This window comes from Citrobacter sp. S46_ASV_140, assembly GCF_018919545.1.
In the GTDB taxonomy this organism is placed as follows: domain Bacteria; phylum Pseudomonadota; class Gammaproteobacteria; order Enterobacterales; family Enterobacteriaceae; genus Citrobacter; species Citrobacter braakii.
This window is the reverse complement of sequence record NZ_JAHLRC010000011.1, coordinates 52,881-72,679: the sequence shown is the minus strand read 5'-3', so window position 1 is coordinate 72,679 and position 19,799 is coordinate 52,881. Positions and strand designations below refer to the sequence as shown.

The following is a 19,799-nucleotide window of genomic DNA, read 5'->3' as shown; positions in this document are numbered from 1 at the left end:
TCATATGGTTAGAGATATGAAACATACTGTTGAAGTCATGATCCCGGAAGCGGAGATCAAAGCGCGTATTGCTGAACTGGGACGTCAGATTAACGAACGTTACAAGGACAGCGGCAGCGATATGGTGCTGGTTGGTCTGTTACGCGGCTCATTTATGTTTATGGCCGACCTGTGCCGTGAAGTGCATGTCTCCCACGAAGTCGATTTCATGACTGCTTCCAGCTATGGCAGCGGAATGTCCACCACGCGCGATGTTAAAATCCTGAAAGACCTGGATGAAGACATTCGTGGCAAGGACGTGCTGATTGTCGAAGACATCATCGACTCCGGTAACACGTTGTCCAAAGTGCGTGAGATTCTGAGCCTGCGCGAGCCGAAATCCCTGGCTATTTGTACGCTGCTGGACAAACCTACCCGTCGTGAAGTGGATGTTCCGGTTGAGTTTATCGGATTCTCTATCCCAGATGAGTTTGTTGTCGGCTATGGCATTGACTATGCCCAGCGTTATCGCCATCTGCCGTACGTTGGCAAAGTGGTGCTGCTGGACGAGTAATGTCGGGAGCGCCTGATGGCGCTTTGCTTATTCGGCCTGCACGATACTTCCCCGCAGGCCGAAAAGCGACTTAAGCGTCGCTGCCGCTTGTTGGTATCTGCTTGTGATTGGTATGTTTCTGGCTGAGGTTAGACAGCCCCTGGCGATAGCGCTGCTCCAGCGTCTCGCGACTGGTGGCGGTGACGTCCAGATCGCGCAGCAGGCCATCATGAATACCGTAAGCCCAGCCGTGAATGGTAACTTTCTGACCGCGCTTCCAGGCTGAACGCATGATGGTTGAGTGGCCCAAGTTGTAGACCTGCTCCATTACATTCAGTTCGCACAGGGTGTCAATGCGACGTTCCTGCGGCATTTCGCCCAGCAGTGAACTGTGTTTAAACCAGATATCGCGAATATGCAGTAACCAGTTATCAATCAGCCCCTGTTCTTTATTTTCAATAGCCGCCTGTACGCCACCACATCCATAGTGGCCGCAAATAATAATATGTTCCACTTCCAGCACATCCACCGCATACTGAACCACTGAGAGACAGTTCAGGTCGGTGTGAATAACCAGATTGGCAACATTACGGTGAACAAATAATTCACCCGGCTCAAGACCGGTTAAACGTTCTGCGGGAACGCGACTGTCGGAACATCCAATCCATAAAAAGCGCGGATTTTGTGCGTGAGTCAGCGTTTCAAAAAATCCGGGATCCTCTTCTACCAGCATCTTTGACCATAGCGCGTTGTTGCTGATGAGTGTATCTATGTCTTTCATGGAGGCTGTAACCAATTGAATTGCGTTGCGCTAATATAGGTTAACTCCTGATTTATTAAAACCAAATATCAAGCATTAGAATGTAAGGTAAGTAAAAAACCATGACCATTGCTCTGGAACTTCAACAACTTAAAAAAACCTATCCCGGTGGCGTTCAGGCGTTACGCGGAATAGATTTGCAAGTCGAAGCGGGGGATTTTTATGCGCTTTTGGGACCGAATGGCGCAGGCAAGTCCACCACCATCGGGATAATCAGCTCGCTGGTGAATAAAACCTCTGGGCGGGTGAGCGTCTTCGGATACGATCTTGAAAAAGATACCGTTAATGCGAAACGCCAGCTTGGTCTGGTACCGCAGGAGTTTAACTTTAACCCGTTTGAAACCGTGCAGCAGATCGTAGTCAACCAGGCGGGTTATTACGGCGTTGAGTATAAAGAGGCGGTCAAACGCAGCGAACTATATTTAAAGCAGCTCGATTTATGGGAAAAACGTAACGAGCGCGCGCGCATGCTCTCCGGCGGGATGAAACGCCGTCTGATGATTGCCCGCGCACTAATGCACGAGCCTAAATTACTCATCCTTGATGAACCGACGGCGGGGGTCGACATTGAGCTGCGTCGTTCAATGTGGGGTTTTTTAAAGGATTTAAACGACAAAGGCACCACGATTATTCTGACCACTCACTATCTCGAAGAAGCGGAAATGCTGTGTCGCAACATCGGCATTATTCAGCACGGCGAGCTGGTGGAAAACACCTCGATGAAGAGCCTGCTCTCTAAGCTGAAATCCGAGACCTTTATTCTCGATCTGGCACCGAAAAGCCCGCTGCCAAAACTGGAGGGCTATCAATACCGGCTGGTGGATACCTCCACGCTGGAAGTGGAAGTCCTGCGTGAACAGGGGGTCAACAGCGTGTTCTCACAGCTGAGCGCCCAGGGCATTCAGGTATTGAGTATGCGAAACAAAGCGAACCGACTGGAAGAACTGTTTGTTTCTCTGGTGCATGAAAAACAAGGAGATCGCGCATGATGCAGCTTTATTGGGTTGCGCTGAAAAGCATCTGGGCGAAAGAGATCCACCGCTTTATGCGTATCTGGGTCCAGACTCTGGTTCCTCCCGTCATTACTATGACGCTCTATTTTATAATCTTTGGTAACCTGATCGGCTCGCGAATCGGCGAAATGCATGGTTTTAGCTACATGCAGTTTATCGTGCCAGGGCTGATTATGATGGCGGTAATTACCAACTCGTACGCCAACGTGGCATCGTCATTCTTCAGCGCCAAGTTTCAACGCAACATTGAAGAGCTACTGGTCGCTCCGGTACCGACGCACGTGATCATCGCCGGTTTTGTTGGCGGCGGCGTGGCGCGTGGCCTGTGCGTAGGGATCCTGGTAACAGCGATTTCGCTGTTCTTCGTGCCGTTCCAGGTGCATTCCTGGGTCTTTGTGGCGCTTACGCTGGTGTTAACAGCGGTGCTGTTTTCGCTGGCCGGTCTGTTGAACGCGGTTTTCGCTAAAACCTTTGACGATATCAGCCTGATCCCAACCTTCGTGCTGACTCCGCTGACCTATCTGGGCGGCGTTTTCTATTCGTTAACGCTGCTGCCGCCATTCTGGCAGGGACTGTCCCATCTGAACCCGATTGTCTACATGATTAGCGGTTTCCGTTACGGCTTCCTGGGGATCCACGATGTTCCGCTGGTCACCACCTTTGGCGTGCTGGTGGTGTTTATCGCAGCATTTTATTTGCTGTGCTGGTACCTGATTCAGCGCGGACGCGGCCTGCGCAGCTAAGTCTTTCTTCCTCTCCTTACCAGGGAGAGGAAGACTTTTGATGCTTATCACCATTACGGATTTATCACCCTGATAAACTACTTGCCTGCTAAGGAGGTAGGCAATGCTAGGTTGGGTAATTACCTGTCATGATGATAAGGCACAGGATATGCTGCATCGTCTGGAGAAAAAGTACGGCCCGTTGGTTCAATGCCAGGCGGTGAGTTTTTGGCGTGGGCTTAGCTCGAATATGCTAAGCCGCATGATGTGTCATGCCCTGCATGCTACAGACTCTGGCGAGGGTGTGATATTCCTGACGGATATGGCCGGGGCCGCGCCTTACCGCGTGGCTTCGTTAATGAGCCATAAACATCCCCAGTGTGAAGTGATTTCAGGTATCAGTTATCCATTGCTTGAGCGAATGCTTTCGTCGCGGGAATCGATGAGCAGTTCTGCGTTTCGTGATAGCATCGTTGCGCTTGGCGGGCCCGAAGTCTCTAGCCTCTGGCATCAACAACAGAAAAATCCCCCCTTCGTGTTGAAGCATGATTTGTATGAGTATTAATCATTGGTATTGATGGCGCTTTTGCTACAATAGCCGGGGTTTCTCGCCTCGGTTATCTCATATGGTGATGCGCGTTCTGCTTGTTTTATTGCTCCTGTTTTCTGGCAGCATAGCTGCGGCTTTGCCTGCTCGCTACATGCAAACCACCGAAGCGGCCGCCGTGTGGGCGCAGATTGGCAACAAGATGGTGACGGTAGGAAATATTCGCGCCGGGCAGATCCTCGCCGTTGAGCCAATTGCGGCAGACTATTACGAATTTACCTTTGGTTTTGGTACCGGGTTTATTGATAAGGGGCATCTGGAGCCAGTGCAGGGGCGGCAGAAAGTCGACGATGGTCTGGGCGATCTCAATAAACCCCTCAGCAACCAAAGCCTGATCACCTGGAAAGATACGCCGGTTTATAACGCTCCGGATGTTGGTAGCGCCCCGTTTGGCGTGCTGGCGGATAATCTGCGTTATCCGGTTATCAGCAAGCTTAAAGACCGTCTCAACCAAACCTGGTACCAGATCCGTATTGGCGGCAGACTGGCCTATATCAGCGCTCTGGATGCGCAGGAAGACAACGGTATCCCGGTGTTAACCTATCACCATATTCTGCGCGATGAAGAGAATACCCGTTTTCGCCACACCTCTACGACAACCTCCGTACGCGCCTTCAGCAACCAGATGGCCTGGCTACAGGACCGCGGCTACACCACGTTGACGATGTACCAACTGGAAGGCTATGTTCGCAACAATATGAATCTCCCGGCGCGGGCGGTGGTGCTGACTTTTGATGATGGTCTGAAGTCGGTGAGTCGTTATGCTTACCCGATTCTGAAGCAGCACGGCATGAAGGCAACGGCGTTTATTATCTCTTCACGTATCAAGCGCCACCCGCAGAAGTGGGATCCGAAATCACTGCAGTTCATGAGCATCGCGGAACTGAATGAGATCAAAGACGTGTTCGACTTCCAGTCGCATACCCATTTTTTACATCGGGTTGATGCGAATCACCGGCCAATCCTGCTGAGTCGCAGCTATCACAATATTCTGTTTGATTTTGCCCGTTCGCGTCGGGCGTTGTCTCAGTTTAACCCTCACGTTCTTTATCTTTCGTACCCGTTTGGCGGCTATAACGCCACGGCAGTAAAAGCGGCAGGCGACGCGGGATTCCACATGGCGGTCACCACGGTGAGAGGGAAGGTTAAACCGGGGGATAATCCGTTCTTATTGAAAAGACTTTATATTTTAAGAACGGATTCGCTGGAGACGATGTCGCGGCTGATAAGTAATCAGCCGCAGGGGTAAGGGCTGTCAGGCAACCTGTACCGGAATGGCTTTCGCGGTGCGCTTCATTTCGTTGTCGCCTTCAAAATAGGCCACTTTCGGACGCCAGGTGCGGGCTTCTTCATCAGACATGGTGACGAAGCTGGCGATAATCACAATGTCGCCGACTTCAGCACAGTGTGCCGCTGCGCCGTTCACCGAGATGATTCTGGAGCCGCGTTCAGCCGCAATCGCGTAGGTTGAGAAACGTTTACCGTTGGTCACGTTCCAGATATCAATAGCTTCGTTTTCCAGAATACCAGAGGCATCGAGGAAATCCTGGTCGATGGCGCAGGAGCCTTCGTAGTGCAGGTCCGCCTGCGTGACTTTTACGCGGTGGAGCTTGCCTTGCAGCATGGTGCGAATCATAACTTCTATACCCTGTCGTTTACCTTGGCTAAGCAGGCACTACTGGCCTGCTTTGAGAAATTCTCAGGCAGTATTGCCTGATTTTTAACCCCTGTCTACTGGGCTAATGTAACGCTTTGATTATCGATCAGACGTGCCTGACCCAGCCAGGCGGCGGCCAGAATCACCGCGCGTTTACTGGTTTCCGTCAGCTCCAGCAGCGTGTCGGCATCACGAATCTGAATATCGTCGGCACGGAAGCCTTTTTCATTCAGTTCCTGCTCGGCAATGGCAATAATCTCTTCCTGGTCACGATGGCCGGCAAGCAGCTTTTCAGCGATGCCGTTCATCACTTTGTGCAGACCCGGCGCAATTTTTCGCTGCTCTGCGGTCAGATAGCCGTTACGTGAGCTAAGCGCCAGACCGTCTTTGGCGCGAATAATCGGCACGCCAACGATCTCAATGTCATAACCCAGATCCGCCACCATTTTGCGGAGCAGTGCGAGCTGCTGGAAATCTTTCTCGCCAAAGCAGGCGATATCTGGCTGGATCAGGTTGAACAGCTTGCTGACGATAGTGGAAACGCCACGGAAGTGGCCTGGACGGCTGGCGCCTTCCAGCATGGTGGAGAGACCGGGAACTTCAACGAACGTCTGGCCTTCCAGCCCCTGCGGGTAGATTTCCTCAACGGCTGGCGCAAAAACATAATCGACTTTACGCTTGTTCAGCTTTTCACAATCTTCCTGCAGCGTGCGTGGATAACGCACCAGATCGTCCGGTCGGTCAAACTGCATCGGGTTGACGAAAATGCTGACGATCACCACATCAGCCCGCGCTTTTGCCTCATCGACCAGCTTCATATGGCCGTCGTGCAGGTTGCCCATGGTGGGAACCAGAGCGACGCGTTTGCCTTCCTGACGCAGACGACGAATATGCTGGCGCAGCAGCGGCAGGGTTTCAATGATTAACACGACAAGACTCCTTGAGTTGCCTGAGGAACCGTAGGCCGGATAAGGCGTTTACGCCGCCATCCGGCAACATGCAGCGAACCGCCTGATGGCGCTACGCTTTTCAGGCCGATATATGGCCTGAAAAATTAGTGGAAACTGTGTTCTTCGCCCGGATAAACGCCGGACTCCACTTCAGCCATATACTGCCGCACTGCGGCGCGCATGTCGCCTGCTTCATTGAGGAAATTCTTCGCAAATTTCGGGATGTGGCCACCGGTAATACCAAAGGCATCGTGCATGACGAGGATTTGTCCATCGGTGACGTTACCTGCGCCGATGCCGATAACCGGAATCGACAGCGCTTCGGTGACGCGCTTCGCCAGCTCAACCGGCACGCACTCCAGCACCAGCAACTGAGCGCCAGCGGCTTCTAAGGCCAGCGCGTCATCCAGCAATACCTGCCCGGCGTCGCCGCGGCCCTGAATTTTATAGCCGCCGAAAATATTCACCGACTGCGGTGTTAATCCCAGATGACCGCAAACCGGTACGGCGCGTTCGGTGAGCATTTTTACCGTATCCACCAGCCAGGCGCCGCCTTCAATTTTGACCATATTAGCGCCCGCCCGCATCACCACAGCGGCGTTTTCAAATGCTTGTTCCGGCGTGGCGTAAGCCATAAATGGCAGGTCGGAGAGCAGCAGACAGTTGGGAGCGCCACGACGTACGGCACGAGTGTGGTAAGCAATATCTTCAACGGTGACCGGTAGGGTGGAGTCATGCCCCTGAATCGTCATGCCCAGCGAGTCGCCAACCAGCATCACATTGATGCCTTCGTCGGCAAATAACTTAGCAAAGCTGTAGTCGTAGGCGGTAATGGTTGCGAAGCGTTTTTTCTCTTGCTTGCATTTCTGCAGCAGTGAAATGGTGGTGGGTTTCATAACATTTCCTGATGATGAAAGTCATATTTATCGGCATTCTAACAGTCACATTCAGGGGGGCAATTGTTTTAAGCAACCGTTTGGCACTAAAGTAGTAAACGCGGAAGGGGAGAGGATACTTTACCAGTGTGCAGGTTTTGCGGCACCAAGATGGGTGAGGAGCTGATGCAGGCTGATACCCTCCGGGAAGATAAGCTCAGGTGCGATTTCAGCGAGCGGCCACAGCATAAAACCACGGTTTTTCATGTCGTAGTGCGGCACGGTCAGACGTTCGGTGTTAATCACTTCATCGCCAAACAGCATAATATCGAGGTCCAGAGTGCGCGGCCCCCAGCGTTCGGCTTTACGTACGCGTCCCTGTTGCAGCTCAATGCGTTGGGTATGATTAAGCAATTCTTCGGGAGCGAGAGTGGTTTCCAGCGCCACGGCGGCGTTCAGGTAATCTGGCTGATCCTGTGGGCCTAATGGCGGTGTGCGGTAAAAGGAGGAAACAGCGACGATACGACTGTCGGGAATGTCGCCAATCGCTTTTACGGCAGCATTAACCTGCTCCAGAGGAGAGGCCAGATTACTGCCGAGAGCGATATAGGCGATGGTCACGCGGAACCTTCACGGCGCGGGGCGCGTTTACGCGGGCGACGATGACGACGGCGTTCCGGTTCTTCGTCGAGTTCGTTGAGCATGCCTTTTTGTTCCGGCGGTGCTGAAACCTGGAATTCTCCCCACCACTGCGCCAGACGCTGCAGTTCAGCGTTGTTTTCCACTTCGGCACGCAGGGCCAGCAGATCGTAAGCGGCGCGGAACTTCGGATGCTCCATCAGCTTCCAGGCGCGTTTGCCCTGGCGACGAGACATGCGTAGCTGCAACTGCCAGATATCACGGGTCAGCGAGGTCAGACGTTTCGGGATCGCCAGCGAGCGGCAGGCTTCATCCAGTACGTCGTTCATCGCCAGTGCGAAGGCATCGTAGTAAGCCAGACCGCTTTCCTGGGCAATTTTCTGCGCAGCTTCCAGTAACGGATACCAGAACATGGCGGCGAACAAGAACGCCGGGTTAACGCGCATATCATTGTGGATGCGGTTATCGGTATTCTTCAGCACCTGAGCGATGATGCGTTCCATTGGGCTGTCACCGTCTTCGGTGAAATAGCGCGTAATGGTGGGGAACAGCGGCTGGAACAGGCTGTACTCACGCAGTTTTTTATAGGTTTCATACCCATAGCCCGCCTGTAACAGTTTGAGTGTTTCTTCAAACAGGCGTGCGGGGGGAATATCGTTAAGCAGTGTTGCCAGACGCGGGATTGGCTCAGCGGTTTCCGGGCTGATACGCATGTCGAGCTTGGCGGCAAAGCGCACGGCCCGCAGCATACGTACAGGGTCTTCGCGGTAGCGCGTTTCCGGATTACCGATCAGGCGAACGATGCCCTCTTCGAGATCCTGCATGCCACCAACGTAATCACGCACGGTGAAATCGGCCACGCTGTAATACAGGCTGTTAATCGTGAAGTCGCGACGCTGGGCATCTTCTTCGATGGAGCCGAAGATGTTGTCGCGCAGCAGCATACCGTTTTGTCCGCGCTGTGAGGTTGTGCGATCGGACTCGCTGCCTTCATGATGACCACGGAAAGTTGCCACTTCGATAATTTCCGGGCCAAACATGACATGGGCCAGACGGAAACGGCGACCAACCAGACGACAGTTACGAAACAGTTTTCGCACCTGATCTGGCGTGGCGTTAGTCGTGACATCAAAATCTTTCGGCTTTTTGCCCAGCAAAAGATCGCGTACGCCTCCGCCAACCAGCCATGCCTCGTATCCGGCCTTATTGAGCCTGTACATTACCTTCAGGGCATTTTCACTGATATCTTTGCGGGAGATAGAGTGCTGCTCACGCGGGATTACCGTCATGTGTGGACGGGCAACGGCGAGCTCGGCCTCGCGCTCCTCGCGGCTTAGCACCTTGCGGCAAAAATTAGCGACTCGGGTAAAAATAGTGCACCTCGGTAGTGTCAAACTTCAATCAGAACAAGTGTTGCTGTGTAAAAATAGCGGCTAATCATAGCTCAGCATGATGCATTTGAGAATGGCGGATTTACGATCGCCGATTCTGGCACCGCTGTCAGACTCCAGTTTTCAATGGCAAACGTGAGAATCTGATCCACGCGCATCTCCTGCCACGGGATATCGGAGTGCTGGCCGAGAAAGCGCAGCGCAGCAACAATCACCGGGCGTGGATCGCCTTGCGGCAGTGCAGGTGCATGATTTTGTTTTGAAAGTTTAGCGCCTTGTTCGTTGAGCGCCAGCGGCAGATGAATATAGTCCGGCGCTTGCCAGCCGAACTGTTGATACAACGAAATTTGCCGTACCGTCGGTTCGATAAGATCGGCACCGCGCACAATTTCCGTCACGCCCTGGAAGTGGTCGTCCACCACCACCGCGAGGTTATAGGCAAACAGCCCGTCGCGACGGTGAATAATAAAATCTTCCCTTGCAAGCCGCGGATCAGCCTGAATCACACCGCGCAGTTGGTCCGTAAACTGCATCACCGGATGGCGTTGCTTAATGCGGACCGCCGCCTGTTCAGGCCCGTGGCGTAGCTCACGGCAATGACCGTCGTAAATACCGCCGACGCTTTGAATACGCGCGCGTGTACAGGTGCAGTAATAGCTCAGATCCTGCTGATGCAGCCAGGCTAGCGCCTCGCGGTAGGCGTCATGACGCTGGGATTGCCATAAAATATCGCCATCCCAGTGCAGTCCGTAATGTTCCAGCTGACGCAGAATCGTGTCTGCAGCACCGGGAACTTCACGAGGGGGGTCAATATCTTCAATGCGTACCCGCCAGATTCCGCGACGAGCACGGGCCTGCAGGTAACTCCCGAGGGCGGCAATCAGTGAACCAAAATGGAGTTCGCCAGAGGGGGAAGGGGCGAAGCGGCCAATATAATGTGAATCGCTCATTTTGCGGGCTAACAAATAATAAGGCGGGAGAAGCTCCCGCCTGAAGTAAACGTGGTAAAAATGACCGGAATTAACCTGCCATTTGTTTTTCGCGGATTTCTGCCAGCGTTTTACAGTCGATGCACAGATCGGCTGTCGGACGCGCTTCCAGACGGCGAATACCAATTTCTACGCCGCATGATTCGCAGTAGCCGAAATCTTCGTCTTCTACTTTCTTCAGCGTCTTCTCGATCTTTTTGATCAGTTTGCGCTCACGATCACGGTTACGCAGCTCAAGGCTGAATTCTTCTTCCTGTGCGGCGCGGTCCACCGGATCAGGGAAGTTAGCCGCTTCGTCTTGCATATGAGATACGGTGCGATCAACTTCATCCCTAAGTTGATTACGCCATGCCTCAAGAATACGCCTGAAGTGCGACAGCTGGGCTTCGTTCATATACTCTTCGCCCGGTTTCTCCTGGTACGGCTCCACCCCAGCGATGGCGAGAATACTCAGGGACGATGTTTTACGGTTTTGCCCTTCTTGCATGTTGCTTCTCCTTAACACGCACTATCGATCCCCATGTTCGGGGGAAAAATCAGGTCGCTATAAATAGCAGATGCTTTTCCGGATAGCAATTATCTAAACGTAACACTTGACAACCCTGTGAGGAAAAGCGTATTTGCCCACGCGCCCAGAATACTAATTAACCGAATGTTTACACCATTACAAGGTAATGGGCAACGGCTCTTTAAGAGTCATACCATGGGCAGAAAGTTCCGCTTTATAAACCAGAATTTCTACCCCCTTAAGCTGTGCTTCAACTAATAATTGCGCATATTTTGCATCGATATGGCGCGCGGGTGAAAACCGTGTAATGGCTGAATGCAACACCGCGAAAAATATCACCGCGCGCTTGCCTTCGGCCGCTACGCTCATCAATTCCCGAAGATGTTTCTGACCTCGTTCAGTGATGGCATCGGGAAAATAACCCTGATCTTTTTCCGCCAACGTGACTGATTTCACTTCAATATAGCAGTCAGGTCGGGAATCCGCCTGTAACAAAAAGTCGATGCGGCTCCCTTCGGCGCCGTATTTTACTTCACTTTTCAAGGTGCTGTAGTCTGAAACTTCCGAAATTAACGAACGCTGAATAGCCTCTTTCGTTAATCTATTGGCCCACAGCGTGTTAACACAAATAAGTGCACCGGATTGGGTTTGCGTTAATTCCCAGGTATGTGGATATTTTCGTTTGGTATTTTCTGATGTCGAATACCAGACAGTATCTCCCGGCGTTGCGCAGCCGGTCATGGCTCCCGTATTGGGGCAGTGTAGCGTTAACGTTGTGCCATCCGGTGTGATCACATCCGCTAAAAAACGCTTATAGCGCTGAATGAGCGTTGCAGGTTGTAAAGGTGGAGAAAATTGCATGAACAGTTCCTTTGATTATTCAGTCAGCGTCCAGCGTTGCAACTGCGTGTAACGCGTGCGTCCTCGCATGAATGAGGAGGAATAAAGCCCAAACTCCGTTACCGGAAACGACCAGCCAAACCCTGGCGGAGGGATAGATACCGCGTGACCGGCGTCACGCAGCATCGTGATATGCGGGTGAAACGGCTGCGGGCTCTGGTGGCACCCACTGCGTGCGGCTTGTGCCCGCAACATGTTCGCCAACTGCAGCAGCCCGCGCGGCGGCTGACGCATTCCCAACCACACGACTCGCGAGCGCAGCCATTGCCCGGCATCGTCGAGTTTGAGCGTAAAACCCGGCTGGCGAATACGCCCCGCAAGCTGCATTAACGCATGCTGCTTCTCAGCGCTGACGTCGCCCAAAAAGGCGAGCGTCAGATGCAGATTATCGGCGGCGACGGGACGACCCGCTTCAGGGGGGAACTGCGCGGCCCGCCAGTGGATTAACTGCTCCCGAACCTCGCCAGGCAATTCAATCGCAAAGAACAGCCTTTTTGGCTCAGACATGATGGATACTCGGTTATGAATTAACGCGATGCTACAATGCAGCGCGAAGAATGTTAACCCTCTGGAGCCATTTGTGACGTCGTTGCCCGTTGCCGCCGTAGTGCCTGAACTACTTACCGCCCTTGATGCCTCGTCGCAGGTTTTGCTGACGGCGCCGACCGGTGCCGGGAAATCAACCTGGCTGCCGTTGCGACTCCTTGAACATCGCGGTATCAAGGGACGGATTATTTTGCTGGAGCCGCGGCGTCTGGCAGCACGCAATGTGGCGCAGCGGTTGGCGGAATTGCTGAATGAAAAGCCTGGCGAGACCGTGGGGTATCGCATGCGTGCGCAAAGCTGTGTAGGGCCGCTGACCCGCCTTGAGGTGGTGACGGAGGGGGTTTTGACGCGCATGATCCAGCGCGACCCCGAATTGACGGGCGTTGGGCTGGTCATCCTCGACGAATTTCACGAGCGGAGTTTGCAGGCCGACCTGGCGCTGGCGCTGTTGCTGGATGTGCAGCAAGGGCTGCGTGACGATCTGAAACTGTTGATCATGTCCGCCACTTTGGACAACGGACGTTTGCAGCAGATGTTGCCCGATGCGCCGACGATCGTTTCTGAAGGCCGCGCATTTCCCGTTGAGCGACGATATCAGCCGTTGGCGGCGCATCTGCGTTTTGCTGAAGCGGTAGCGGTAGCGACGGCAGAACTCCTGCGCCATGACAGCGGGTCGCTGCTGCTGTTTTTACCGGGTGTAGGGGAAATCCAGCGCGTGCAGGAGCAACTGGCAACGCGTGTGGGCAGCGATGTGTTGTTGTGCCCACTGTACGGCGCGCTGACGCTTGCCGAGCAGCGTCAGGCGATTTTGCCCGCGCCGCAAGGCAAGCGCAAAGTGGTGCTGGCGACCAATATTGCCGAAACCAGCTTAACGATCGAAGGCATCCGATTGGTGGTGGACAGCGCCCAGGAGCGCGTGGCGCGCTATGATGCGCGTACCGGTTTAACGCGACTGATTACCCAACGCATAAGCCAGGCCTCGATGACCCAGCGAGCGGGACGCGCGGGCCGTCTGGAACCCGGTATCTGCCTACATTTACTTGCCAAAGATCAGGCGGAAAGAGCGGCGGCACAGGGAGAACCGGAGATTTTACAGAGCGACCTGTCCGGACTGCTGATGGAGTTACTGCAATGGGGATGTTCCGACCCTGAGCAACTGAACTGGCTGGATACCCCGCCCGCCATCAACCTGCAAGCGGCAAAACGGCTGCTGCAGATGCTGGGGGCGCTTGAGGGTGACAGGCTCAGCGCCAGGGGGCAGAAAATGGCGACGTTGGGTAACGACCCCCGTTTAGCGGCTATGCTGGTTAGCGCCAACAATGACAATGAAGCGGCAACGGCGGCAAAACTGGCTGCGATTCTGGAAGAGCCGCCGCGCGGTAGCAGTACCGATCTGGCTGTAGCGTTTTCACGAAATCAGCCCGCCTGGCAGCAGCGCAGCCAACAATTACTGAAACGGCTTAACGTTCGCAGCGGACAGCCGGACAGCGCGCTGCTCCCCTCATTACTGGCGCAGGCGTTTGCCGATCGGATCGCGCGTCGGCGCGGGCAGGAAGGGCGCTATCAACTGGCGAATGGCATGGGGGCAATGCTGGATGCCGATGACGCCTCCGGACGCCATGAATGGCTGATTGCGCCGCTGTTACTGCAGGGCAGCGCTTCGCCGGATGCGCGTATTCTGCTGGCTCTGCCGCTGGATATCGAAGTGCTGATACAGGCATGCCCTGAACTGTTACAACAGTCTGACACCATCGAATGGGATGAAACTCAGGGAACGTTAAAAGCATTGCGTCGGTCGCGCATTGGCCAGCTAACGGTAAAAGTACAGGCGCTGGCCAAACCCTCGGAAGAGGAGTTGCACCTGGCGATGTTGAACGGCATTCGCGATAAAGGGCTAAGTGTGCTCAACTGGACGCCGGAAGCCGAGCAGTTTCGCCTGCGTCTGCAATGTGCGGCAAACTGGTTGCCAGAGTATAACTGGCCCGCGGTAGATGAGGATTCTCTGCTGGCGACGCTGGAGAGCTGGCTGCTGCCGCACATGAGCGGTGTGCACTCGTTACGCGCGTTAAAAGCGCTAAATGTGGGTCAGGCGTTGCGCGGTTTGCTGGATTGGTCAATGCTGCAACGTCTGGATAGTGAACTGCCAGCGCATTACACTGTGCCGACGGGAAGCCGGATTGCCATTCGCTATCATGAGGATAACCCTCCGGTATTGGCGGTTCGGATGCAGGAAATGTTTGGTGAAGCGAAGACCCCAACCATCGCCGAGGGGCGCGTGCCGCTGGTGCTGGAACTGCTGTCTCCGGCCCAACGACCGCTGCAGGTAACGAGTGATTTGAGCGCGTTCTGGCAGGGATCGTACCGTGAGGTGCAAAAAGAGATGAAAGGGCGCTATCCCAAACATGTCTGGCCGGACGATCCGGCGAATACCGCGCCAACGCGGCGAACAAAGAAGTATTCGTAATGAAACTGTAGGCCGGATAAAGCGAAGCCGTCATCCGGTATAAACACGGCAGTAAATTGAGAGATTTCTTCTTCTGTTAACTGACGGAAGAACAGAGAATCGGGCCCTTGCGCCTGAATGTTGCGGAGAAAAAGCATGGCCGGGAATGACCGCGAGCCAATTGGACGTAAAGGGAAACCCTCGCGTCCGGTGAAACAAAAGGTGAGCCGTCGTCAACTCAGAGATGAAGAGTATGACGACGATTATGATGATGATGACTATGAGGATGAAGAACCGATGCCGCGTAAGGGTAAAGGCAAAGGGCGTAAGCCTCGTGGTAAACGCGGCTGGTTCTGGCTGCTGGTAAAACTGTCGATTGTTTTTTTGGTGCTGATCGCCATTTACGGCGTTTATCTGGACCAAAAAATCCGCAGCCGTATAGATGGTAAAGTCTGGCAGCTTCCTGCGGCAGTATATGGCCGTATGGTTAACCTTGAGCCAGAAATGCCGATCGGCAAGAACGAGATGGTGAAACTGCTGGAGGCTACGCAGTATCGTCAGGTGACGAAGATGACGCGCCCTGGCGAATTCACCGTGCAGGCGAAAAGCATCGAGATGATCCGTCGTCCGTTTGATTTTCCGGACAGTAAAGAAGGGCAGGTGCGCGCGCGTCTGACCTTTGATGGCGACCATCTGGATACCATCGAGAATATGGATAACAACCGCCAGTTCGGTTTCTTCCGTCTCGATCCGCGGCTGATTACCATGCTCTCTTCGCCTAACGGTGAGCAGCGCCTGTTTGTCCCGCGCAGTGGATTCCCGGATCTGCTGGTGGACACGCTGCTGGCGACCGAAGATCGTCACTTCTATGAGCATGACGGTATCAGCCTCTATTCCATTGGCCGCGCGGTGCTGGCGAACCTGACGGCGGGGCGCACGGTACAAGGGGCCAGTACGCTGACCCAGCAACTGGTGAAAAACCTGTTCCTGTCCAGCGAACGTTCCTACTGGCGTAAGGCCAACGAAGCCTATATGGCGCTGATCATGGATGCGCGTTACAGCAAAGACCGCATTCTTGAGCTGTACATGAACGAAGTCTATCTCGGTCAAAGCGGTGACAATGAGATCCGCGGCTTCCCGCTGGCGAGCCTTTACTACTTTGGCCGTCCGGTGGAAGAGCTGAGCCTCGACCAGCAGGCGCTGCTGGTAGGGATGGTTAAAGGGGCGTCAATCTATAACCCGTGGCGTAACCCGAAGCTGGCACTGGAGCGTCGTAACCTGGTGCTGCGTTTACTACAACAGCAGCAGATTATCGACCAGGATCTGTATGACATGCTGAGCGCGCGTCCGTTAGGCGTACAGCCGCGTGGTGGGGTGATCTCACCGCAGCCCGCCTTTATGCAGATGGTGCGCCAGGAGCTACAGGCAAAGCTGGGCGATAAAGTTAAAGATCTCTCCGGCGTGAAGATTTTCACCACCTTTGATTCCGTGGCGCAGGATGCTGCAGAAAAAGCGGCGGTGGAAGGTATTCCGGTGCTGAAGAAACAACGTAAGCTGAGCGATCTGGAGACCGCGATTGTGGTGGTCGACCGCTTCAGCGGCGAAGTGCGTGCCATGGTCGGTGGGGCAGAACCGCAGTTCGCTGGTTATAACCGTGCGATGCAGGCACGTCGTTCGATTGGTTCTTTGGCTAAACCAGCGACCTATCTGACCGCGCTCAGCCAGCCGAAGCTGTATCGTCTGAATACCTGGATTGCCGATGCCCCGATTGCGCTGCGTCAGCCTAACGGCCAGGTGTGGTCGCCGCAGAACGATGACCGTCGCTATAGCGAAAGCGGAAAAGTGATGCTGGTGGATGCGTTAACGCGCTCAATGAACGTGCCAACGGTAAATCTGGGGATGGCGCTGGGCCTGCCTGCCGTAACCGATACCTGGCTGAAGCTGGGCGCGCCGAAAGATCAGCTTAATCCGGTTCCAGCCATGCTGCTGGGGGCGTTGAACCTGACGCCGATCGAAGTGGCGCAGGCGTTCCAGACTATCGCCAGCGGCGGGAACCGCGCGCCGCTGTCGGCGCTGCGTTCGGTGATTGCCGAAGATGGTACGGTGCTGTATCAGAGCTTCCCACAGGCCGAGCGTGCCGTTCCGGCGCAGGCGGCGTATATGACGCTGTGGACCATGCAACAGGTGGTTCAGCGTGGTACGGGGCGTCAGCTTGGCGCGAAATATCCTGGGCTTCATCTGGCAGGGAAAACCGGGACCACTAATAACAACGTGGATACCTGGTTTGCCGGGATCGACGGCAGCCAGGTAACCATCACCTGGGTGGGCCGTGATAACAACCAGCCAACCAAGCTGTACGGTGCCAGCGGTGCGATGTCGATTTATCAGCGTTATCTGGCTAACCAGACGCCAACACCGCTGGTGCTGACGCCGCCGGAAGATGTGGTGGATATGGGCGTGGACTACGACGGTAACTTCGTTTGTAGCGGGGGGATGCGTACGCTTCCGGTATGGACTACCGATCCTGATTCGCTGTGTCAGCAGGGTGAAATGATGCAACAGCCGACCGGGAATCCGTTCGATCAGTCAACGCCGCAGCAGCAGCCTCAACAGCAGCAGCAACAACCGGCGCAGCAGGAAAAGAAAGATAGCGACGGTGTCGCTGGCTGGATAAAGGATATGTTCGGCAGTAACTGATATTGCTCAAAACCCGCTTCGGCGGGTTTTTCTTCTTTGGTCCATTCTCAGGGCCGAATAACATTCCAGCCTAATTTATTAACCCTTTCTTTTCATCTGGTTATTTCTTAACCCCTCAGTTTTAGTAGGGACGCGTATTGCTTGCTATCTCGCCAGAGTTTCGAATATTATGCTGCCGTTATAATAATAATTCTCGTTTACGTTATCATTCACTTTCATCAGAGAAATACCAATGGCGCGTCTTAAAACTGCTCAGCCAAGTTCATCGCTGCGTAAAATCGCAGTAGTGGTAGCCACAGCGGTTAGCGGCATGTCTGTCTATGCACAGGCGGCGGTTGACCCGAAAGAAGAAACCATCACCGTAACTGCTGCACCTGCCGCACAAGAAAGCGCATGGGGGCCAGCGGCAACCATCGCCGCACGACAGTCTGCTACGGCGACCAAAACTGACACCCCGATTCAAAAAGTTCCTCAGTCTATTTCAGTGGTCACCGCCGAAGAGATGGCGTTGCATCAGCCGAAATCAGTTAAAGAGGCGCTCAGCTACACGCCAGGCGTAGCCGTAGGCACCCGCGGCGCGTCTAACACCTATGACTACCTGATTATTCGCGGATTTGCCGCCGACGGCCAAAGTCAGAATAACTATCTGAATGGCCTGAAGATGCAGGGGAACTTCTACAACGATGCGGTAATCGACCCGTATATGCTGGAACGCGCTGAAGTGATGCGCGGTCCGGTTTCCGTTCTTTACGGAAAGAGTAACCCTGGCGGCTTGTTGAACATGGTCAGCAAACGCCCGACCACAGAGCCGTTAAAAGAAATTCAGTTCAAGATGGGCACTGACAGCCTGTTCCAGACCGGTTTTGACTTCAGCGATGCGCTGGATGACGATGGTGTGTACTCATACCGCCTGACCGGCCTGGCGCGTTCCGCGAATGCGCAGCAGCAGGGCGCGGAAGAACAACGCTACGCCATCGCGCCATCGTTCACATGGCGTCCGGATGATAAAACGAACTTTACCTTCCTCTCCTACTTCCAGAACGAGCCGGAAACTGGCTATTACGGCTGGTTGCCGAAAGAGGGGACGGTGACTGAGCTGCCGAACGGCAAGCGTCTGCCTACCGATTTCAACGAAGGTGCGAACAACAATACCTACTCTCGTAACGAGAAGATGGTGGGCTACAGCTTCGACCACGAATTTAACGACACCTTTACCGTGCGTCAGAACCTGCGTTACGCGCAAAACAAGGTTTCGCAGAACAGCGTGTATGGCTACGGTATGTGCTCTGATCCGCTCTATACAAAGGATCCGGCTAACAGTCCTTGCGCCAGCGTTCCTCAGTCCGAGTGGGCTCACACGCTGACGCGTCAGTATGTTGACGATAATGAAAAATTGCAGAACTTCGCTGTTGATACCCAGTTGCAGAGCAAATTCGCCACAGGTTCCCTGGATCACACATTGCTGACCGGCGTTGACTATATGCGGATGCGTAACGATATCAACTCCTGGTTTGGTTGGGCTGGTTCGGTAGCGCCTTCAGATATTTATAACCTTGACCGTAGCGACTTTGATTTTGGGGCGCATACTGGACCGGGCGCTCCCTACCGTGTTCTGAATAAACAGGAACAAACGGGCCTGTACGCTCAGGATCAGATGCAGTGGGATAAGGTGCTGGTCACTCTGGGCGGTCGTTACGACTGGGCTAAGCAGGACTCACTGAACCGTGTTTCTGGCGTGCTGGATTCGCGTGATGACAGACAGTTCACCTGGCGTGGCGGTGTTAACTACCTGTTCGACAACGGTGTGACTCCGTATTTCAGCTACAGCGAATCGTTTGAACCTAGTTCTCAGGTCGGGGAAAGCGGTAATATCTTTACTCCATCTAAAGGTAAGCAGTACGAAGCGGGCGTGAAGTATGTGCCGAGCGATCGTCCGATCGTGATCACCGGTGCTGTTTACCAGTTGACCAAAACCAACAACCTGATGGCCGACCCGAACGGATCATTCTGGTCAGTTGAAGGCGGTGAAATTCGCTCACGTGGTGTGGAAATTGAAGCGAAAGCGGCGCTCTCAGCCAGCGTTAACGTGGTCGGTTCTTATACCTATACCGATGCGGAGTACACCACCGACACCAACTACAAAGGCAACACGCCTGCTCAGGTGCCAAAACATATGGCATCACTGTGGGGGGATTACACCCTTTATGACGGCGCGCTTTCCGGGCTGACGTTGGGTACGGGGATTCGTTATACTGGCTCCAGCTATGGCGATCCGGCAAACTCCTTCAAAGTGGGAAGCTATACGCTGGTGGATGCGTTAGTACGTTACGATCTGGCGCGCGTCGGCATGGCGGGTTCCAACGTGGCGCTGCATGTGAACAACCTGTTTGACCGTGAGTACGTCGCCAGCTGCTTCAATACCTATGGCTGCTTCTGGGGCGCAGAACGTCAGGTCGTTGCAACCGCAACCTTCCGTTTCTAATTTCTTTTTGGGCACGCTTTGCGTGCCC

General features: G+C 54.1%; 18 protein-coding genes. 8 read left to right on the top strand and 10 right to left on the bottom strand.

The window, feature by feature from the left end; translation table 11 throughout:
- Positions 1-16 precede the first annotated feature (16 nt).
- Positions 17-553, top strand: coding sequence for a hypoxanthine phosphoribosyltransferase (gene hpt, locus KQJ19_RS05625; RefSeq protein ID WP_016151732.1), 537 nt, complete (start codon positions 17-19; stop codon positions 551-553).
- A 70-nt stretch (positions 554-623) separates the two neighbouring features.
- On the opposite strand, the gene can is transcribed toward hpt, so the two are convergent.
- On the bottom strand, positions 624-1,313 hold the full coding sequence (can, locus tag KQJ19_RS05620; protein WP_016151733.1) for a carbonate dehydratase: 690 nt from the start codon (positions 1,311-1,313) through the stop codon (positions 624-626).
- Positions 1,314-1,414: 101 nt separating this feature from the next.
- Between can and KQJ19_RS05615 the strand changes: the two genes are divergently transcribed.
- From KQJ19_RS05615 to KQJ19_RS05600, 4 genes are all read left to right on the top strand, one after another.
- Positions 1,415-2,341: an ABC transporter ATP-binding protein gene (locus tag KQJ19_RS05615; protein ID WP_046275357.1), complete on the top strand. Its 927-nt coding sequence runs from the start codon at positions 1,415-1,417 to the stop codon at positions 2,339-2,341.
- Positions 2,338-3,108, top strand: coding sequence for an ABC transporter permease (locus KQJ19_RS05610; protein ID WP_003829467.1), 771 nt, complete (start codon positions 2,338-2,340; stop codon positions 3,106-3,108). Before KQJ19_RS05615 ends, KQJ19_RS05610 begins: the two co-directional genes overlap by 4 nt.
- Before the next feature lie 103 nt (positions 3,109-3,211).
- On the top strand, positions 3,212-3,652 hold the full coding sequence (locus KQJ19_RS05605) for a PTS sugar transporter subunit IIA (protein ID WP_016151735.1): 441 nt from the start codon (positions 3,212-3,214) through the stop codon (positions 3,650-3,652).
- Between the two features lie 61 nt (positions 3,653-3,713).
- Positions 3,714-4,943, top strand: coding sequence for a polysaccharide deacetylase family protein (locus KQJ19_RS05600; protein ID WP_216403413.1), 1,230 nt, complete (start codon positions 3,714-3,716; stop codon positions 4,941-4,943).
- A 6-nt stretch (positions 4,944-4,949) separates the two neighbouring features.
- Here the strand turns inward: KQJ19_RS05600 and panD are convergent, their stop codons facing one another.
- The 9 genes from panD to thpR all read right to left on the bottom strand — a co-directional run bounded on the left by panD (position 4,950) and on the right by thpR (position 12,110).
- Complete coding sequence (gene panD / locus KQJ19_RS05595) at positions 4,950-5,330, bottom strand: aspartate 1-decarboxylase (RefSeq protein ID WP_000621526.1); 381 nt, start codon at positions 5,328-5,330, stop codon at positions 4,950-4,952.
- Positions 5,331-5,425: 95 nt separating this feature from the next.
- Entirely contained in the window at positions 5,426-6,280 is an 855-nt protein-coding gene (panC, locus tag KQJ19_RS05590) for a pantoate--beta-alanine ligase (RefSeq protein ID WP_049281550.1), read from the bottom strand.
- A gap of 125 nt (positions 6,281-6,405) precedes the next feature.
- The gene (gene panB, locus KQJ19_RS05585) at positions 6,406-7,197 is read right to left on the bottom strand and encodes a 3-methyl-2-oxobutanoate hydroxymethyltransferase (RefSeq protein WP_003829230.1); all 792 of its coding nucleotides are present in this window, start codon (positions 7,195-7,197) and stop codon (positions 6,406-6,408) included.
- 120 nt (positions 7,198-7,317) lie between these two features.
- On the bottom strand, positions 7,318-7,797 hold the full coding sequence (folK, locus tag KQJ19_RS05580) for a 2-amino-4-hydroxy-6-hydroxymethyldihydropteridine diphosphokinase (RefSeq protein WP_016155713.1): 480 nt from the start codon (positions 7,795-7,797) through the stop codon (positions 7,318-7,320).
- Complete coding sequence (gene pcnB / locus KQJ19_RS05575; protein WP_216403414.1) at positions 7,794-9,188, bottom strand: polynucleotide adenylyltransferase PcnB; 1,395 nt, start codon at positions 9,186-9,188, stop codon at positions 7,794-7,796. Before pcnB ends, folK begins: the two co-directional genes overlap by 4 nt.
- A 71-nt stretch (positions 9,189-9,259) precedes the next feature.
- Positions 9,260-10,156, bottom strand: a complete 897-nt coding sequence (gluQRS, locus tag KQJ19_RS05570) for a tRNA glutamyl-Q(34) synthetase GluQRS (protein ID WP_181221214.1) — start codon at positions 10,154-10,156, stop codon at positions 9,260-9,262.
- 70 nt (positions 10,157-10,226) lie between these two features.
- On the bottom strand, positions 10,227-10,682 hold the full coding sequence (gene dksA, locus KQJ19_RS05565; protein ID WP_003018625.1) for an RNA polymerase-binding protein DksA: 456 nt from the start codon (positions 10,680-10,682) through the stop codon (positions 10,227-10,229).
- A 177-nt stretch (positions 10,683-10,859) separates the two neighbouring features.
- Positions 10,860-11,564, bottom strand: a complete 705-nt coding sequence (sfsA, locus tag KQJ19_RS05560; protein ID WP_016151742.1) for a DNA/RNA nuclease SfsA — start codon at positions 11,562-11,564, stop codon at positions 10,860-10,862.
- Between the two features lie 15 nt (positions 11,565-11,579).
- Positions 11,580-12,110 carry an RNA 2',3'-cyclic phosphodiesterase gene (gene thpR / locus KQJ19_RS05555; protein ID WP_216403412.1) on the bottom strand — a complete coding sequence of 177 codons (531 nt, stop codon included), beginning with the start codon at positions 12,108-12,110 and terminating at the stop codon, positions 11,580-11,582.
- A gap of 73 nt (positions 12,111-12,183) precedes the next feature.
- Here thpR and hrpB point away from each other — a divergent pair, with 73 nt between their 5' ends.
- From hrpB to fhuA, 3 genes are all read left to right on the top strand, one after another.
- The gene (gene hrpB, locus KQJ19_RS05550; protein ID WP_216403411.1) at positions 12,184-14,613 is read left to right on the top strand and encodes an ATP-dependent helicase HrpB; all 2,430 of its coding nucleotides are present in this window, start codon (positions 12,184-12,186) and stop codon (positions 14,611-14,613) included.
- A gap of 135 nt (positions 14,614-14,748) precedes the next feature.
- The gene (mrcB, locus tag KQJ19_RS05545) at positions 14,749-17,289 is read left to right on the top strand and encodes a bifunctional glycosyl transferase/transpeptidase (RefSeq protein WP_016151745.1); all 2,541 of its coding nucleotides are present in this window, start codon (positions 14,749-14,751) and stop codon (positions 17,287-17,289) included.
- A 232-nt stretch (positions 17,290-17,521) separates the two neighbouring features.
- On the top strand, positions 17,522-19,771 hold the full coding sequence (gene fhuA / locus KQJ19_RS05540; RefSeq protein ID WP_216403410.1) for a ferrichrome porin FhuA: 2,250 nt from the start codon (positions 17,522-17,524) through the stop codon (positions 19,769-19,771).
- The last annotated feature ends 28 nt before the right edge of the window (positions 19,772-19,799 follow it).

Excerpts from the sequence above, each read along its gene's own strand:
- KQJ19_RS05610 (WP_003829467.1), top strand. The coding sequence starts at position 2,338 with ATGATGCAGCTTTATTGGGTTGCGCTGAAAAGCATCTGGGCGAAAGAG.
- can (WP_016151733.1), bottom strand. The coding sequence starts at position 1,313 with ATGAAAGACATAGATACACTCATCAGCAACAACGCGCTATGGTCAAAG.
- hpt (WP_016151732.1), top strand. The coding sequence starts at position 17 with ATGAAACATACTGTTGAAGTCATGATCCCGGAAGCGGAGATCAAAGCG.
- KQJ19_RS05600 (WP_216403413.1), top strand. The coding sequence starts at position 3,714 with ATGGTGATGCGCGTTCTGCTTGTTTTATTGCTCCTGTTTTCTGGCAGC.
- sfsA (WP_016151742.1), bottom strand. The coding sequence starts at position 11,564 with ATGCAATTTTCTCCACCTTTACAACCTGCAACGCTCATTCAGCGCTAT.
- fhuA (WP_216403410.1), top strand. The coding sequence starts at position 17,522 with ATGGCGCGTCTTAAAACTGCTCAGCCAAGTTCATCGCTGCGTAAAATC.
- thpR (WP_216403412.1), bottom strand. The coding sequence starts at position 12,110 with ATGTCTGAGCCAAAAAGGCTGTTCTTTGCGATTGAATTGCCTGGCGAG.
- gluQRS (WP_181221214.1), bottom strand. The coding sequence starts at position 10,156 with ATGAGCGATTCACATTATATTGGCCGCTTCGCCCCTTCCCCCTCTGGC.
- panB (WP_003829230.1), bottom strand. The coding sequence starts at position 7,197 with ATGAAACCCACCACCATTTCACTGCTGCAGAAATGCAAGCAAGAGAAA.
- dksA (WP_003018625.1), bottom strand. The coding sequence starts at position 10,682 with ATGCAAGAAGGGCAAAACCGTAAAACATCGTCCCTGAGTATTCTCGCC.
- mrcB (WP_016151745.1), top strand. The coding sequence starts at position 14,749 with ATGGCCGGGAATGACCGCGAGCCAATTGGACGTAAAGGGAAACCCTCG.
- KQJ19_RS05605 (WP_016151735.1), top strand. The coding sequence starts at position 3,212 with ATGCTAGGTTGGGTAATTACCTGTCATGATGATAAGGCACAGGATATG.
- panD (WP_000621526.1), bottom strand. The coding sequence starts at position 5,330 with ATGATTCGCACCATGCTGCAAGGCAAGCTCCACCGCGTAAAAGTCACG.
- KQJ19_RS05615 (WP_046275357.1), top strand. The coding sequence starts at position 1,415 with ATGACCATTGCTCTGGAACTTCAACAACTTAAAAAAACCTATCCCGGT.